The sequence below is a fragment of the Methylocaldum sp. 14B genome (assembly GCF_002005105.1).
GTDB lineage: Bacteria > Pseudomonadota > Gammaproteobacteria > Methylococcales > Methylococcaceae > Methylocaldum.
The window spans coordinates 118,291-134,072 of sequence record NZ_MSCV01000002.1; the positions used below are offsets into that span (position 1 = coordinate 118,291).

The following is a 15,782-nucleotide window of genomic DNA, read 5'->3' on the forward strand; positions in this document are numbered from 1 at the left end:
ATGTCGCTGCACCGGGAAATTCACTTTGAGACCGAAATCTGCGAGCACCTGACCGCCCACGGCTGGCTTTACGCTGAAGGCGACGCGCAAGCCTATGATCGGGCGCGAGCGCTCTTTCCGGCCGACGTGATCGCTTGGGTGCAGGCTACTCAGCCGAAAGCGTGGGAAATCCTACAAAAAAACCATGGCACGGCCGCCGAAGCCCTCTTGCTCGACCGGCTGCGCAAGTGTCTGGACGACCGGGGCACGCTCGATGTGCTGCGCCATGGCATCGAGATGATCGGTCTCCGCCAGCCCCTGGCATTCGCTCAATTCAAGCCGGCACTGGCCATGAATCCGGAGACCTTGGCCAAATATGCCGCCAACCGGCTGCGGGTCGTGCGGCAGGCTCGCTATTCGCTGCACAATGAAAACGCCCTCGACTTGGTGTTATTCCTGAATGGACTCCCGGTCGCGACGGCCGAGCTGAAAAGCGATTTCACGCAGTCCGTAGAGGATGCCGTCGATCAATACCGCTTCGACCGCGCGCCACGTCCGAAAGGCCAAACCGCCGAACCGCTTCTGAGTTTCCCGAGCGGCGCCCTCGTGCATTTCGCGGTGAGCCAGTCCGAGGTCCGCATGGCGACCCGGTTGGAAGGCCCGGCCACGACCTTTTTGCCCTTCAACCGCGGCGATCATGGCGCGGCCGGCAATCCGCCGAATCCCGATGGTCACCGTACCGCCTACCTCTGGGAAGAGGTCTGGGCGCGCGAAAGCTGGCTGGAAATCTTGGGCCGGTATCTGGTCGCCGAGAGGGACAGCAAAAAACAGGTCAACAAGATCATCTTCCCGCGCTTTCATCAACTCGACGCTACCCGCAAGCTCTTGGCAGCCGTGCTGCAAGATGGTGCCGGCGGCAAATATTTGATCCAGCATTCCGCCGGGTCCGGCAAGACCAATTCCATCGCCTGGACCGCCCATTTCCTGGCCGATCTCCATGATGCCGATCATCACAAGCTGTTCGACTCCGTGCTGGTGGTGTCCGACCGGACCGTATTGGATGCACAATTACAGGAAGCTATTTTCAGCTTCGAACGCACCACGGGCGTGGTGGCCACCATCACCGGCGAGACCGCTAGTAAGAGCGGCGAACTGGCGAAGGCGCTTTCGGGCGGCAAGAAGATCGTGGTCTGCACGATTCAGACCTTCCCCTTTGCCCTCAAAGCCGTAGAGGAGCTGGCCGCGACGCAAGGCAAGCGGTTTGCCGTAATCGCCGACGAAGCCCATTCGTCGCAAACCGGCGAAGCCGCGGCCAAGCTGAAAGCCGTGTTGTCGACGGAAGAGCTGAAAGAACTGGCCGACGGCGGCGAGGTCAGCACCGAGGATCTCCTGGCCGCGCAAATGGCAGCCCGCTCCGCCGACAGCGGCATTACCTATGTAGCGTTTACCGCGACGCCCAAAGCCAAGACCCTGGAGCTGTTCGGCCGTTGTCCGTACCCGGATTTACCCGCGGGTCCCGACAATCTGCCCGCGCCTTTCCATGTGTATTCGATGCGCCAGGCGATCGAGGAAGGCTTTATCCTCGACGTCTTAAAGAATTACACGCCGTATAAGCTGGCCTTCAAGCTCGCCCACGAGGGTAAAGAACTGGACGATAAGGCAGTCGAACGGAGTGAGGCGCTGAAAGGGATCATGCGCTGGGTCAAGCTGCACCCCTACAACATCGCGCAGAAAATCCAGGTGGTCGTCGAGCACTTCCGCGAAACCGTAGCCCCGCTGCTCGACGGCAAAGCGAAGGCGATGGTGGTGGTCTCAAGCCGCCTGGAAGCCGTCCGCTGGAAGCTCGCCATCGAAAAATACATCAAGACGCAGGGCTATAAGATCGGCACCTTGGTGGCGTTTTCCGGGGAAGTGAACGATCCCGAGTCGGTGCCGGAAGGCGTGACCGAAACCAGCCAAGCCATGAACCCGAACCTCCGGGGCCGCGATTTGCGCGAAGCCTTCGCGACGGACAACTACGCCATTTTATTGGTGGCCAACAAATTCCAGACCGGTTTCGATCAGCCGTTGCTGTGCGGCATGTATGTCGATAAGAAGCTGGCGGGCATTGCCGCGGTCCAAACACTGTCGCGCTTGAACCGCGCCTATCCAGGCAAGGACACCACCTACATCGTGGATTTCGTGAATGATCCGGACGACATCCTGGCGGCCTTCAAGACCTATCACGCCACGGGGGAACTGGAGAACGTCACCGATCCGAACCTGGTGTATGACCTCCGCATGAAGCTGGATGCGGCGGGGTTTTATGACGAATTCGAAGTGAACCGGGTGGTTGACGTCGAGCTCGATCCGAAGGCCAAGCAAAGCGATCTGACCGGTGCGCTGGAGCCGGTGGTCTCGCGCCTGTTGCACCGTTACAAGATCGCCCAGGAGCGACTAAAGGTCGCCAGAGCCAAGGATGACAACAACGCCAGCGAAGACGCCCAGAACGAGCTGAACGCGCTCATCCTCTTCAAGCACGATATGGGCGCCTTCCAGCGCCTGTATGCCTTTCTGTCGCAGATTTTCGATTACGGCAATACCGCGATCGAAAAACGCTTCATCTTCTTCAAGCGCCTGTTGCCGCTCTTGGAATTCGGCCGCGAGCGCGAAGGGATCGATCTTTCCAAGATCCTGCTGACGCACCACAATCTGAAGAATCAGGGCAAGCGGACCTTGGCGCTGGAGACCGGCGAGTATCCCAAATTGGTTCCGATGACCGAAGCAGGCAGCGGCTCGGTTCAGGAAAAAGAGAAAGCGTATCTCGCGGAGATCATCGCCAAGGTCAACGACCTCTTCGAGGGTGAACTGACGGAGGATGACAAGCTGGTGTACATCAATAACGTGATCAAGGGCAAGTTGCTGGAATCGCCAATTCTGGTTCAGCAGGCGGCCAACAACACCAAAGAGCAGTTCGCCAACTCCCCCGACCTTTCCAGCGAAATCCTGAACGCCATCATGGAGGCTTTCGAAGCCCATAGCACCATGAGCAAGCAAGCCCTGGACTCGGAACGGGTCCGCCGTGGCTTGCAGGATATCCTGCTGGGACCGGCGCGGCTATACGAGGCGTTGCGGTCTCGGTCAGAAGCCGGTGTGTAAATTCAGTGACTATTTCCGGTGAAAAACCAGGCACCCATTCGACACATGTTTCTGATTTGATTGCCGAAGCAATCGTCGCCGCCGGATGACAAATCCGCTCGGTTCTCCGTAGACTCTCAGCTAACGCCATCGAAGCCGGAGGCAAGTTATGTGTGGCCGCTACGCGCTCAAAGGGAAGGAAGGGCGGATCATGCGTCAGTTCGAGCTTTACGAAATACCGCGCCTGATCCGCCGCTTCAATATCGCGCCGAGTCAAGCGGTGCCGATCGTCAGGCTGACCCCGGAAGGGCAGCGAGAATGCGTCCTGGTTCGCTGGGGCTTGCTGCCATCCTGGGCGAAGGAACCGAAGATCGATTACAGCACCATCAACGCACGGGCCGAAACGGTCGCCACCAAGCCCGCCTTTCGAAATGCCTTTCGCCGGCGCCGTTGTCTTGTGCCGGCATCCGGCTATTTCGAATGGGCCGCACGTCCCGGCTCAAAGACCAAGCAGCCGTATTTCATCAGCCTTCGGGAGGGAGAGCTCTTCGCGTTCGCGGGGCTCTCGGAGCACTGGGAGCGGGAGGGAACAGTCATCGAGTCCTGCACCATCATCGTAACCGAAGCAAATGACTTGACCCGGCCGATTCATGACCGCATGCCGGTGATACTGGGCGAGCGGGATTATGCGTTGTGGCTATCCGCCGATGCTCGACAAGCCGAGCTCTTGCAGAGCCTTCTCAAGCCCTTTCCCTCGGAATTGATGCAGACCTATCCGGTGAGTACGGAGGTCAATAATCCGCGAAATGATACGGAGAGGTGCGTGCAAAAGGTGTTACCCGCTTGAGGTCCCCGTCTGTACGCATCCCCCGGTTTAGGTGGGGATTTCTCATCGAGCCGTCACACGTCTTAGCGCACCGAACAGAGCGACGACACTGCTGCCGAAGAGCCATACGGCGGCGGGTATAGGGACGGACGCCACGGTTAAGCGGTAGTTCAGGGGCTCGGTAAGGGTGCCGTAGACCACCGCGTAATAATCCCAGCCATCGATGGGCGAAAATCTAAGCTCGCCTGGCGTACTGGATAGGATCATGTCAAAAAGGGTAGAAACCGATTGGAACGATAGATCGGCGCCGTGCGGACCACCGGCTATGATCGCGAACCGAATGTCCGCTGATTCATTGGGCAGCGGATCGGTCGAGAGGGTAGCCACATAATCGCCGGCAAAGTTATACCCAAGGGTATAGGGCAAGAAGTGCTGGCCGTAATGGGTTGGGCCAATCGTGCCGCTGGCGTCGAACATCAGGGGACTTGACGTCGGTGAACCGGATAAATACGTCACCGGCGAGCCAGAGCCCCAGCTGATGCTGTAATCGGGGGTGCAGAATGGTGGGTCGCAGGGTGTTGGGGAATATACGGTGACCCCTTGGAATTCAATTGGAGGCAGGGGCTGGTAGGTAATCACAACGCTGGACTGCACGGGGGAGGCAGACGCGACCAGCACTAAGGTTGCGCAAGTCAGAACAGTAGATTGGAGTGTTTTCATGGCAATATCGTTTTGTGCATCAGCGCTCCTTACCGAATTTCCTCTGCGCGCCATCATCTGGACGAGCAGCAAGTGGGTCAAGTCAGTCAAAGCTGAAAAACCTGTAAGCTAAGGCTTACAAGTATGGTGAGTTGATGACGGTTCCCAAGCTAGAGCGTGTTATGAACTTTTTGCTGGAGAAGTGGTTATTACGAGCATGATGACTCGTAAACCTTATCCTAGCGATGTGTGGGACGACGAATGGATGTTCGTGGCCCCTTATTTAACCTTGATGAAGGCGGACGCGCCCCAACGCCAGCACGATCTGCGTGAGATCTTCAATGGCCTGCGCTGGTTAGTCCGGGCCGGTGCGCCCTGGCGGCTGTTGCCGCATGACCTGCCGCCGTGGGAAGCCGTCTATCAGCAGACCCAGCGTTGGCTTGCGGCGGGCTGTTTCGAAGCGGTCGTCCACGATCTCCGAGAACTTCTGCGCCAGGCCCAAGGCCGGAAAGCGCGGCCCCGTGCCGTCATCTTCGATGGGCGAACGCTGCCATCCAGTTGTGAGAGCGGTGTGAGGGCCGGTTACGATGGCTACAAGCGCAAGAAGGGCAGCAAGGTCCACATGGCCGTCGATACCTTGGGCCACTTGCTGGCCCTGCTGGTCACGCCAGCCAACTGGCAGGAGCGTGCCCAAGTGGCGGAACTGGCGCGATCTGTTCAACAGGTTACAGGCCAGCAGGTCGAAGTGGCGTTTGTCGATCAGGGCTACACCGGCGACGAGGCGGCCGAGGCCGCCCGCCGGCAGGGCATTCGGCTGGACGTGGTCAAGCTGCCGGAGGCCAAAAGAGGCTTTGTGCTGTTGCCCCGGCGGTGGGTGGTGGAGCGCAGTTTCGGCTGGATTGCCCGGTTTCGCCGCTTGGCTCGCGATTATGAACGATTGGCCGAAACCTTGGCGGGCTTGCACTTTATCGTCTTTGCCATCCTCATGCTCGTCAAGGCCGCTCCACTTCTCCAAAGTGCATAACACGCTCTAGGTCTTGCGCCCCAGCCATTCCGACCTAAGCTGAAAGTGCCGCGCTGTTGTCTTCCCATGCGCTTGCGCCTGATCCTACGGCAGCGCGATGCAAACCCAGCTCGCACTTCGCGGCTAGATTTCTTGTTGGCTCATCGATAGCAATGAAAAAGAAAAAGCCCGCTTCGAGCGGGCTTTCGTCAAAAACTTCGCCTGCAGTGTTATAGCAAGTCGCGATTTTTTTCCTTCCAAGAAGGTAAAATCAAATCTCGCAGAAAAGTCTTTATCGCCTTGCCTGCATTGCCAAATTCCGATCCCCGGTCGATTTTAGTAATTTGTTGAATTAAATCTTGTTCACTAATTCTATTGCGATAAAAATCGCTATAGAGTTTCTCCTTTCCTTGCAATTTTTGTGTTCCAGCCATAGTGATGCTCCCATTTTTACTTAATGTGCACCGGTTTGCTCAAGAGTAAATGTTATGGCCAATGTCCTAGTGTACGGCCGTAACATTGTCTCCAAAGACTGATAAATATCATCAAAATGGTGCGGTTCAGTACTGTCAATCGTAATAACAGCCAAACACGTATTGTTGTTGTAATCCACGACGGGAAGAGCCATAAAGCTTTCGTACTCTATGTGTCTCTCTGTATGGTCTCTTGCTCTTCCACAAGAGATAGCTTTGATTTCATCAAATACTTTACTACTTAATAAAGCATCTTTACTGTACCGTACCCCTTCCTTTCTCGAGGGAGAGTCTCGAGCAACTACAACAATTTCCTCTCCTTCTCTAATCAAAAGATTAGAATAAATTTTCGTTCCGTATAGATCTCCTCGGTATTCTCTAACATGTTCGACAATACACTCTAATAGTTTTTTTCGAACATGCATCAAATTTTCTGATGATAACTCGCTCGGATTTGCAATCATCTTATTGATATCTTCCAAGCACGAAGCGGTCCTAATCCGTCGCTTTAGCTTGTATTCTGCGATATCTCCCTTTCCACTTAGCACTTTGCGAAGAGGCGGCACAACGCGTGTCAAAGCCATGACAATCGCTGCACCATAAACAACATGGCTTCCGCTACCTCCTTTAATTACTTGATACAATACAAGCACAAGCCATGCCAACGTGTTCGTAATATCTGCTACGACGTTAAAGATCTCAAATCTGAGCTTTCCACCTATCCAGTGCCGAAAGCGATAATATTGGCAAGTTAAGAAGCGCTCACATTTGCGCAAAATTAATGCAAGCACAGATCTAATTTTGTTTTTCATTTACCTCTCATTCCACGTCCATTTTATTTATGCCAGATATCTCGAAGAACCTCATTACACGCTCGCTGTGCGTTTGTTCTCAAGCAATTATGTTACTTCCCTGTTACATCTTTGCTGAACTGGTGAGAAATTTCATGTAAGCTACGGCTGATAATCCTGTCAGTTATTGCTTACACAGAGAGTGACGCCCTTGAATTAAGGGCGCTATGGATGATCGCCGACTGAATTATGTGCGTTCTGTCGTTTTGCACCCTTGTGATCCTGAACTAAACTGAGATCACCGCGCGGCTGTCTTCCCATGCGCTTGCGCCCGATCTTACGACAGCGCGAGAAACCCGGCTCCGCACCCCGCAGCCGGGTTTTTTCATTTGGTCAAGACAACGGCTCAGGTCGCAAGCGAACATGAATCACCCAGAGCCGCAGAACGGGTCTAATACGGAACTGAAATAATTCCCGGACAGGCGTAAGCTTAAGATCTCTAGTTGACCTCGGAGTGATCAGGATGGGTTCGACTAGCACCGTTTCCCAGTGGCTGTCCGCCGAGCACCTGGCTGCGGCGGCACGCCGTGAACCGAACGCCCGAGTGCGCTGCCGGATCCTGGCCATCCGCCATTTAGTAGCCGGCCACCGCATTGACGAAACGGCTGGCCTGTTTGCCTTGGGCCGCACGCAGTTGTATGACTGGGTACGGCGCTACAACGCCGAAGGACTGGCGGGACTTGCGGATCGGCCACGTTCGGGCCGCCCGACTCACCTGCCGCACGAACAAGCGGCGGCTTTTCTGGCCCGCCTACACGCCGGCCCGCCGCCCGAGGCGGGGCTGTCGGCTTATCGAGGAGAGGACATCCGCCGTCTGCTGAAAGACGAGTTCGAGGCTGAGTATTCGTTGCCCGGGGTGTACCGGCTCTTGCACCGGCTCAAGCAATCGAACCTCGTGCCCCGGCCAAAGCATCCCGACAGTGATCCCGATACGCAGGCCGCCTTTATCAAAAAATCTGCCGACCCAACTGGCGGACGTGCAACGCGCCCATCCCGAGTGTCACGTGCAACTCTGGTTTCAAGATGAAGCGCGCTTTGGCCAACAGGGTACGTTAAGCCGGGTGTGGGCCGACCAAGGCAGCCGTCCCTGCCGGCCCCGACAAACTGAGTACCACTACGTGTATCTCTTTGGCGCCGTGTGTCCGGCCACCGGCGAGACCAACGCCTGGCTCATGCCGGTGGCGATCCAGGTGCAGCTGGACGACTTGAGCCGTCAGCTCGCCGCCAATGTGCACGCCGTCTTGGTGCTCGATCATGCCGGTTGGCACATAACCCCAGCGCTGAGGGTGCCGGATAACCTGACGCTGTTGCCCCTGCCCGCGCGCTCCCCCGAACTCAACCCGGCCGAGGGCCTCTGGCACGAACTGCGTCAGCGGCACTTGAGCAACCGGGCATATGCCGATCAAACTGCGCTCGACGACGCAGTGGCCACGGCCTGGAATACCCTGGTGGACGATCCCGCTCGGCTGAGGCGCCTGTGCGACTTCGCCTGGATCAAAGCCGCTCGGAAGACCGTTTGATGTCCGAGAACTTCTTCAGATCCGTATAATAACTTGCCCACTCCGATCGCGCCTTGGGGGTAGGAAGCGGGTTGTCACTTGATGAGGGCCAGAATAGCAACCAAAAGACTTAAAATGGCAATCAAGCCGAAGATGCCATTAGATGAGAAAATTCGCTCAAGTAGGGGTATCATTGAACCTCCAATACTTTTCACCGGGTTTTGGAAAAGGCCAGATCCAGCTGCGAACTGGATCTAACGCCATTGCGAAGCCTGCCCACCCTGGCGGGCTTCGTTCTATTGTCCATCGTTCCCTCACTCTTCTCCAGAGGACCACCTCACACAAAAGCTGAAAGTTTGTGAGGTACCGCACAAGAGGGTACCACTCCCTTGTGCGCATGAGGTTAGAGTAATCTTCGGCGAACTTGGTGTCGCTTTCCTTCAACTCCTGAACCTTGCGGCACGCGTGCAAGACCGTCGTATGGTCCCGCCTACCGAACTGCTGCCCGATTTCCAGCAAACTATGATTGGGTCAGCTCTTTGGCCAATGCCACGGCGATTTGTCGGGGACTTGTCACCAAGCGGGCGCGCTTGTTCGCCAGAAGATCGGCCACGCGAATTTTGTAGTATTCCGCAACCGTCTTCTGGATGCTCTCGACGTTGATCATCCGTCCTGAAGCGCGATCAAGTCCCGCAAAGCCTTTTTCGCGAATTCCAGCGTAATCGGCTTCTTCTATGGTCCAGCGGTCGAAGTACATCTTTCCGGACTGCGTTCGCGTGGTACAGAATCGCCGCCTGGTTGATGATGCCAGTGAACCGATCGATCGGTCCTAGGGTTCCACGGGGGTGCGCCATGAGAAATTTCACCTCAGTCATGAAGGACATCTTGGCGATGCTCCCGACCGAATATGCCGATGACTACCGGGTAGAGCTCAATTTCCAAATCGACGGCATTCGAATCTTGTTCACGATGAGCAACCTGAAAACGCCGAATGACAAGCAGGGAGATTCAGAGCGAATCATCGGTGGGTAGAGCCTGAATCAAAACTGCCAAAGGCCCGGCCGGGGGAACTTGGCCGGTTTTTTTTGTTGCCGATTTGCCAGAAAACCACAAGCAGCAACACGAGAAGTGAGTAGGTTTGTGAGTATGCGCATCTAGCTAATGCATCATAAATCTTGAATTACGCCACTTACATGAATCAATGCTGATTATTGAAAAGTATCAGGCGGGACACGGGTCTTGGCTCACCGCGGACGGTGCGGAATGGGTAGAATGGAAAACCGTAGAAACTACTATGCAATTCCTTCCGTGTCCAAACCGAAAACGCCGCGTCCCTCGGACCGCTCACCCCGCCAAGTACGCACGCCTAAACGCCCACAGATGGAGAAACCGATGGCCCACCCGCCCGAGCGGACGATCAGAATCGCCGGGCTGCCCGCGGTTGCCGCCTTATTCAAGCGCGATCCCGACCGGGTGCTGCGGTTTTTTTATGGAGAGCACATGGTACCCCTGGTCGGCGAGTTCTGCGCCTATATGGCACGGCTCCGTCGTCCCTACCGCATGGTCGACACCGAGGAGTTGGCGCGCATCGCCGGCACCGTACTGCACGGCGGTATCGTCGCGGTTGCCGAGCCGCGCCCGATTCCGCCCTTGGATCTCGGGGAAGCCCATCGTTGGGCTCGCGGCGGGCAGCCCCTGTTCATCCTGGACGGCGTCAGCAATTCTCATAATCTCGGCGCCATTGCCCGCACGCTGGCTTTTTTCGGATTTCAGAATCTGGTGATTTCCGATCACCCGGCTCAAGCCGGACTCTCCGAATCGGCCTATCGGGTGGCAGAGGGCGGGCTCGAATACCTGCAAATCCGCAAGGCCACGTCTTTGCCCGAGGCACTGAAGCGCTTGAGACGCGATTACCGCGTCGTGGGCACGGCCCTGGGGCGCGGCGTTTCCATGGAAACGCTGACGCAAGACCCGCGCCCCGCTGCCGTCGTTCTCGGCAACGAGGAAGATGGGCTACCGACGGCGACGCTGGCGGCTTGCGAAGCCGTCGTGACCCTGCCGGGCTCCGGCCAGGTACAATCCCTCAACGTGTCGGCGACTGCGGCGATCCTGGCTTACGCGTTGCGTCCGCGATCCGACGCCACGCGGCCCACGCGTCGCCCGAACCCTCCACGTGGAAAATCGAGAGGCGCCGGCACTCCGAAAAGCCGCCCGAGAAAATCGGCTTGATTCGACCGGTCGGCGGTTTCCAGCGGAAAAAACTTATGACAACGCCACCGAAAACCTTATCGATCATCACCTGCCCGGCGTGCGGATTTTCGCGGAAGGAACAAATGCCCGTCGATGCCTGCCAGTGGTTCTACGAATGCGCCGGCTGCGGACGGATGCTGAGGCCCAAGCAGGGGGATTGCTGCGTCTTCTGCTCCTACGGCAGCGTACCGTGCCCGCCGGTACAAACCCACGATCCGGATTGTTGCTCCAAGGCGAACCATCATGTCGACGATAGTTGACTAAAGTTAATCAATTTAAACCGTCCTTTGCCTTGAACAATATCCACTCCGATATTCCGGTCAGGCCCCGTCTGTTCAGCTACGGGCTCGTGGCCTTGCTTCTAGTCGCCGGCTACCTCGCGTTGCGCGGCCATTCGTGGACCGGCTCGGCGCATCTGCACACCATTATGGAAACGGTCGCGACGCTGCTGGCGTTCGTCGTCGGAGCCATGGCCCTGGTCCGCTACTACAGCCGCAAGAGCAATACCTTTCTGGTTATCGGCACCGGTTTCCTCGGCACCGGCCTCCTCGACGGGCACCACGCCCTGGTGACCTCGGAGTGGCTGAGTCAGCGCTTGCCCTCGGCGTTATCGTCGTTGATACCGTGGAGCTGGATGGCATCCCGTTTCTTTCTGTCTGCGGCGCTGCTGTTGAGCGGGTGGATTTGGCGCCGCGAGGCGAAACTCGGCGCAGCCGGCCGATTCGACGAAAAAACCGTTTATTCGACGGCTGCCGGGGCCGCGTTGCTGAGTTTTCTTTTCTTCGCGTTCGTACCGCTCCCGCCGTCTCATCATTTTGTGTTGTTGAGTCCGTTTTTTCGCCCTCAGGAATTCTTTCCGGCAATCCTCTTTCTGCTCGCCTTGATCGGTTATCTGAGAAAAGGCCGATGGAAGACCGACAGTTTCGAGCATTGGATGATACTGTCGTTGATCGTGAGCTTCGAATCCCAAGCCGTCTTCATGCCCTTGTCGAGTGGCCTGTTCGACCTCGAATTCAATCTGGCCCATGTGCTCAAATTCGCCAGCTACGTTTGTGTACTGACCGGTCTTATGATCAACATGTATTCCACCTATCGGCAGGCGGAAAACGAAGTCGAGATTCGCATGGCGGCCGAAGCCAAGGCCGAGCGACTGGCGCTCTTCGATGAGCTTACCGGGCTGGAGAATCGCCGCTCCGTCCAGGTTCGGATCGAGCAAGCATTGGCCGCGTCGAGAAGGCACGGCTGGCACGGCGCGCTGCTCTTCCTGGATCTCGACAACTTCAAGAACATCAATGACTCGCTGGGCCATTCGGCGGGAGACACGCTATTGCAGCAGATAGCCCATCGCCTGGTCTCGCTGGTTCGCAGCGAGGACACCGTAGCGCGGTACGGCGGCGACGAGTTCGTGATATTGCTCTGCGAGCTGGCGGATAGGCCCGAGAACGCCCGTGACAAGTGCTGGAAAATAGCCGAGAAAGTGCTTGCCTCGCTGGAGGAGCCTTATCGGCTGGGGGATCATTCTTATCATGTGACCTCGAGCATAGGCATCGCCCTTTTTCCCGATGCGGACGGGAACGGCGAAGATCTGCTCAAGCATGCGGACATGGCGATGTACCGATCGAAGCACGACGGCCGAAACGCCATCCGGTTCTACAATCCTCAGATGCACAAAAACGCTCAGCAAAGACTTGCGCTCGAGCAGGAGCTCCGAGATGCAATCGACCGACTCGAATTGCGCCTGCACTTCCAGCCGCAATTCGATTTGCACAGCGGCCGGCCTTCGGGCGCGGAAGTGCTGATGCGCTGGCTGCATCCGGAAAGGGGGCTCATCGGCCCATCGGACTTGATTTCCCTCGCCGAGGAATCCCGCCTGATACTGCCCATCGGCGAGTGGATCGTCGGGCAAACGGCCGCATATCTGCGCTGCTGGGAACAAACGGGCCTGCTCGCCGACATCCGCACCGTGTCGGTCAACCTCAGCCCGGTGCAGTTCCGCCATCCGCAGCTCGTAGAGACGATCTTGCGGATCTTGGCCCAGCAGGGAGTCGATCCTCGCCTGATCGCGCTCGAACTGACCGAGAACGTCGTGATGGAGGATCTCAAAGGCTCGCTGAAGAAGATGCGGCAGCTGAAAGAGGCTGGTGTGCGTTTATCCTTGGACGATTTCGGGACCGGATATTCTTCCCTGGCCTATCTCAAACAACTGCCGCTCGACGAGCTGAAAATCGACCGCAGCTTCATCCGCAGCATCGGGCACAATCAACAAGATGCCGCCATCGTGGAAGCCATAGTCAACCTGGCTCAGCACCTCGATTTGGATGCCGTGGCCGAAGGTATCGAAACCGCGGACCAATTGGCGTTCCTGCAGCGCATCTATTGCAGGTTCGGCCAAGGATACTATCTCCAAAAACCCATCGATGCCGGCGAATTCGAGGCGTTTCTCGGCCGGGATCCGGAACCGTACGCCGCACGCCACACTCGAATCCCATAGTCGGGCCAGCCGTACGCTCGGACTCGTCCGACGGCCGTTTCTAGGATTCTCTAATCTTGCAGTTGATAAATCGCATTTGAGCGGCTGAAGTGCGATCCGATAATTCTAGAAACGGCCGTCGGACGCGCGCGAGTGTGCGGCGGACCGGCCGGATGGCAGGCCTGTCCTGAGCCCCGTCGAAGGGGCGCGACGCCGCCGCGGGGTGGTCTCCCGCAAGAAGGAGCAACGCCGCCAGGTGGCCTGCCCGCCGTGCAATCGGGTGCGTAGCGGCTTCACCCAGAAGGTGAGACCGGTACAAGGTCGGACACTTACGATTCATTGGACTTCTCTAATGCATCGAAGCGGTCAACTGCCGTTTCTAGGATAATCACTCGCCAGGGCTTGCCGGTTCTGGTACTCGGTTTTCACGAGGAGAGGAAAGGTGAAAAGACTAATCTTGTGCTTGCCGCTTATGGTGGTGGGAAACGCATGGGCAGCCGAGGAGCTTATGCAAAGGGCGCAGGCCCTGTTCAAACCCATTCCCACCGAACCGCCGCCCATCCGGAACACTGTCGTTACGCCGGAAAGGATCGAGTTGGGCAAGATGCTCTACTTCGATCCGCGTCTTTCGAGGAGTTGGATGATCAGCTGCAATAGCTGCCACAACCTGGCGCTGGGCGGCGTCGATCTCGAGCAGACTTCGATCGGACACGGATGGCAGAAAGGGCCCCGCAATGCACCCACGGTGCTGAATTCCGTGTTCAATATCGCCCAGTTCTGGGACGGGCGGGCGGCCGATCTTCAAACGCAAGCCAAGGGTCCCTTGCAGGCCAGCGTCGAGATGAACAATACCCCCGAGCGGCTCGAAAAAACCCTGAACACCATCCCCGGCTATGTCGAACGCTTCAAGCAAGCTTTCCCGAACGAACCCAACCCGGTGAGCTTCGATAATCTGGCAAAGGCCATCGAGGCCTTCGAAGCGACCCTGATTACCCCGAATTCCAAGTTCGACCGCTATCTCAAAGGCGACGACAAAGCGCTCAACGATGCGGAAAAACAAGGCCTGGCGCTGTTCATGGACAAGGGCTGCTCGAACTGCCACAACGGCATCAACATCGGCGGCAACGGCTATTTTCCTTTCGGCGTCGTGGAAAAACCCGGTGCGGAAATCCTGCCGCTGAAGGACAAGGGACGATTCACCGTCACCAATACCGCCAGCGACGAATACGTCTTCAAAGTGCCCTCATTGAGGAATATCGTGCTGACGCCTCCTTATTTCCACTCCGGCCAGGTGTGGGATCTCCGGCAGGCCGTGGCCATCATGGGCACGGCGCAACTGGGTGCCAAGCTGACCGATCCGGAAATCGACTCGGTCACCACCTTTTTGAGAACCTTGACCGGCGATCAACCCAAAATCGAATTGACCCACCTGCCGGCTCACACCAAAGACACACCCTTGCCGATCGTGGAAGTTACGCCGGAAGGTACGGTAAAACCCGAGGGCACCAAAACGCATTAGCCATGTAGAAGGATGAGCCTTTCCGAGCGGCGTCGAAGAGGCGTTATGCCAAGTCGATTTCAATCTGGAATTCATGTTTGTAGAAGGGTGGATTAGGCCGTGAGGCCGTAACCCACCGAGCGACCCCGCATGGGTGGGCTACGCGGAGCCTGTCCCGAGCGGAGCCGAGGGGCTAATCCACCCTACGATGAATGTCCACACGAATGCCGAAAGGAATTAGAGCGTTTTCCATCCCGGTGTACGGATTCGTGCCAGGAGGGGAGAACGTAGGTCGGCAATCCCTTGCCGACAAAGCCCTTCGCCGAGCCGATACGTCGGCAAGGGATTGCCGACCTACATATCCGAATCCCTTCACCGATTCGGAAAACGCTCTAGCCGTTCCCGGCAGACCGGCTAACGCTTATTCCGGTTACACGAAAAAATCAGAGGGAAAATCGATCAGCGTTCCAAACCCGCGTAATACCTCGCCAACTGCCGGATCTCCTCGTCGTTGAGCTGCTGCACGATCAGGCGCATGCGCCGGTAGATATCGTTGCGTCGCGCCTCGGATTTGTACGCCAGCATCGTTTGTTCGAGATAGGCGGCCTTTTGGGCGGCAAGGACCGGCGTATCCATGGTCTGGCCTTGCCCGGCGGAACCGTGACAGACGGCGCAGGGCGCTACGATGCGCGTTCCGTCGCCGCGGTCGACGAGTTTGCGGATCGTGTCCGGAACCTCATCTGCCTTCTTTGCGGGAGGCAGGGGCTGGCGGCTGTACCAGGCCGAGACGTCCGCCATGTCCTGATCCGACAGGCCGGCGCTTATGCCCACCATGATCTCGTTCGAGCGGCTGCCGCTCTTGTAATCGTGAAGCTGCTTATAGAGATAGGTCGCCGATTGCCCTTGAAGATACGGGAATTCGCTTTCGGCGTTTTCCGGCGTCGCGGCATGGCAGGCTTCGCAAGCTTGCGCGAGTTCCTTACCCCTCTCGGCATCGCCGTTCTTGACGAACCTCAGGGTTTCCGGGGTCCACGCCACCTGGGTCGAAGGCTCCGCCGAGATTTGACCGTTCGCCGCAACGAGCACGATCCATGCGAAAACATAGCCCTTTTTCATG

At 57.3% G+C, this 15,782-nt stretch carries 14 protein-coding genes and 1 pseudogene; 10 read left to right on the forward strand and 5 right to left on the reverse strand.

Going from position 1 to position 15,782, the window contains the following annotated elements; all coding sequences use genetic code 11:
* A complete protein-coding gene (locus B2A78_RS02020; protein WP_077728242.1) occupies positions 1–3,117 on the forward strand; it encodes a type I restriction endonuclease in 3,117 nt (1,038 codons plus the stop codon).
* A 148-nt stretch (positions 3,118–3,265) separates the two neighbouring features.
* Positions 3,266–3,943: an SOS response-associated peptidase gene (locus B2A78_RS02025; protein ID WP_077728243.1), complete on the forward strand. Its 678-nt coding sequence runs from the start codon at positions 3,266–3,268 to the stop codon at positions 3,941–3,943.
* 42 nt (positions 3,944–3,985) lie between these two features.
* Here B2A78_RS02025 and B2A78_RS25490 read toward each other — a convergent pair whose 3' ends face one another.
* Positions 3,986–4,732 carry a hypothetical protein gene (locus B2A78_RS25490; protein ID WP_143735042.1) on the reverse strand — a complete coding sequence of 249 codons (747 nt, stop codon included), beginning with the start codon at positions 4,730–4,732 and terminating at the stop codon, positions 3,986–3,988.
* Between the two features lie 109 nt (positions 4,733–4,841).
* On the opposite strand from B2A78_RS25490, the gene B2A78_RS02035 reads away from it, so the two are divergent.
* A complete protein-coding gene (locus tag B2A78_RS02035; RefSeq protein ID WP_205780643.1) occupies positions 4,842–5,645 on the forward strand; it encodes an IS5 family transposase in 804 nt (267 codons plus the stop codon).
* A 209-nt stretch (positions 5,646–5,854) separates the two neighbouring features.
* On the opposite strand, the gene B2A78_RS02040 is transcribed toward B2A78_RS02035, so the two are convergent.
* Together B2A78_RS02040 and B2A78_RS25495 are read right to left on the reverse strand one after the other, a co-directional pair.
* Complete coding sequence (locus tag B2A78_RS02040; RefSeq protein ID WP_077728246.1) at positions 5,855–6,058, reverse strand: hypothetical protein; 204 nt, start codon at positions 6,056–6,058, stop codon at positions 5,855–5,857.
* A gap of 20 nt (positions 6,059–6,078) precedes the next feature.
* Positions 6,079–6,909: a GAF domain-containing protein gene (locus B2A78_RS25495; RefSeq protein ID WP_143735043.1), complete on the reverse strand. Its 831-nt coding sequence runs from the start codon at positions 6,907–6,909 to the stop codon at positions 6,079–6,081.
* Between the two features lie 502 nt (positions 6,910–7,411).
* Here B2A78_RS25495 and B2A78_RS02045 point away from each other — a divergent pair.
* Positions 7,412–7,975, forward strand: a complete 564-nt coding sequence (locus tag B2A78_RS02045; protein ID WP_077728247.1) for a helix-turn-helix domain-containing protein — start codon at positions 7,412–7,414, stop codon at positions 7,973–7,975.
* A complete protein-coding gene (locus tag B2A78_RS02050; RefSeq protein WP_168175320.1) occupies positions 7,953–8,468 on the forward strand; it encodes an IS630 family transposase in 516 nt (171 codons plus the stop codon). The genes B2A78_RS02045 and B2A78_RS02050 overlap by 23 nt, the downstream gene beginning before the upstream one ends.
* Positions 8,469–8,840: 372 nt before the next feature.
* Here B2A78_RS02050 and B2A78_RS26470 read toward each other — a convergent pair.
* Positions 8,841–9,176, reverse strand: a pseudogene (locus tag B2A78_RS26470) (helix-turn-helix domain-containing protein); the annotation flags it as partial.
* Positions 9,177–9,299: 123 nt separating this feature from the next.
* Between B2A78_RS26470 and B2A78_RS25500 the strand changes: the two are divergent.
* From B2A78_RS25500 to B2A78_RS02075, 5 genes are all read left to right on the forward strand, one after another.
* On the forward strand, positions 9,300–9,479 hold the full coding sequence (locus B2A78_RS25500) for a hypothetical protein (protein ID WP_143735045.1): 180 nt from the start codon (positions 9,300–9,302) through the stop codon (positions 9,477–9,479).
* 360 nt (positions 9,480–9,839) lie between these two features.
* Positions 9,840–10,676 carry an RNA methyltransferase gene (locus tag B2A78_RS02060; protein WP_240502372.1) on the forward strand — a complete coding sequence of 279 codons (837 nt, stop codon included), beginning with the start codon at positions 9,840–9,842 and terminating at the stop codon, positions 10,674–10,676.
* A 35-nt stretch (positions 10,677–10,711) separates the two neighbouring features.
* Entirely contained in the window at positions 10,712–10,957 is a 246-nt protein-coding gene (locus B2A78_RS02065; RefSeq protein ID WP_077728345.1) for a GDCCVxC domain-containing (seleno)protein, read from the forward strand.
* Positions 10,954–13,188: an EAL domain-containing protein gene (locus B2A78_RS02070; RefSeq protein ID WP_077728250.1), complete on the forward strand. Its 2,235-nt coding sequence runs from the start codon at positions 10,954–10,956 to the stop codon at positions 13,186–13,188. Before B2A78_RS02065 ends, B2A78_RS02070 begins: the two co-directional genes overlap by 4 nt.
* A gap of 421 nt (positions 13,189–13,609) precedes the next feature.
* Positions 13,610–14,686, forward strand: a complete 1,077-nt coding sequence (locus B2A78_RS02075) for a cytochrome-c peroxidase (RefSeq protein ID WP_077728251.1) — start codon at positions 13,610–13,612, stop codon at positions 14,684–14,686.
* A gap of 438 nt (positions 14,687–15,124) precedes the next feature.
* Here B2A78_RS02075 and B2A78_RS02080 read toward each other — a convergent pair whose 3' ends face one another.
* Positions 15,125–15,781 carry a c-type cytochrome gene (locus tag B2A78_RS02080; protein WP_077728252.1) on the reverse strand — a complete coding sequence of 219 codons (657 nt, stop codon included), beginning with the start codon at positions 15,779–15,781 and terminating at the stop codon, positions 15,125–15,127.
* Between the last annotated feature and the right edge of the window lies 1 nt (position 15,782).

Bases quoted from the DNA above. Each gene is read 5' to 3' on its own strand.
- B2A78_RS25495 (WP_143735043.1), bottom strand. From the start codon at position 6,909: ATGAAAAACAAAATTAGATCTGTGCTTGCATTAATTTTGCGCAAATGT.
- B2A78_RS02065 (WP_077728345.1), top strand. From the start codon at position 10,712: ATGACAACGCCACCGAAAACCTTATCGATCATCACCTGCCCGGCGTGC.
- B2A78_RS02080 (WP_077728252.1), bottom strand. From the start codon at position 15,781: ATGAAAAAGGGCTATGTTTTCGCATGGATCGTGCTCGTTGCGGCGAAC.
- B2A78_RS25500 (WP_143735045.1), top strand. From the start codon at position 9,300: ATGAGAAATTTCACCTCAGTCATGAAGGACATCTTGGCGATGCTCCCG.
- B2A78_RS02025 (WP_077728243.1), top strand. From the start codon at position 3,266: ATGTGTGGCCGCTACGCGCTCAAAGGGAAGGAAGGGCGGATCATGCGT.
- B2A78_RS02060 (WP_240502372.1), top strand. From the start codon at position 9,840: ATGGCCCACCCGCCCGAGCGGACGATCAGAATCGCCGGGCTGCCCGCG.
- B2A78_RS02040 (WP_077728246.1), bottom strand. From the start codon at position 6,058: ATGGCTGGAACACAAAAATTGCAAGGAAAGGAGAAACTCTATAGCGAT.
- B2A78_RS02045 (WP_077728247.1), top strand. From the start codon at position 7,412: ATGGGTTCGACTAGCACCGTTTCCCAGTGGCTGTCCGCCGAGCACCTG.
- B2A78_RS02035 (WP_205780643.1), top strand. From the start codon at position 4,842: ATGACTCGTAAACCTTATCCTAGCGATGTGTGGGACGACGAATGGATG.
- B2A78_RS02020 (WP_077728242.1), top strand. From the start codon at position 1: ATGTCGCTGCACCGGGAAATTCACTTTGAGACCGAAATCTGCGAGCAC.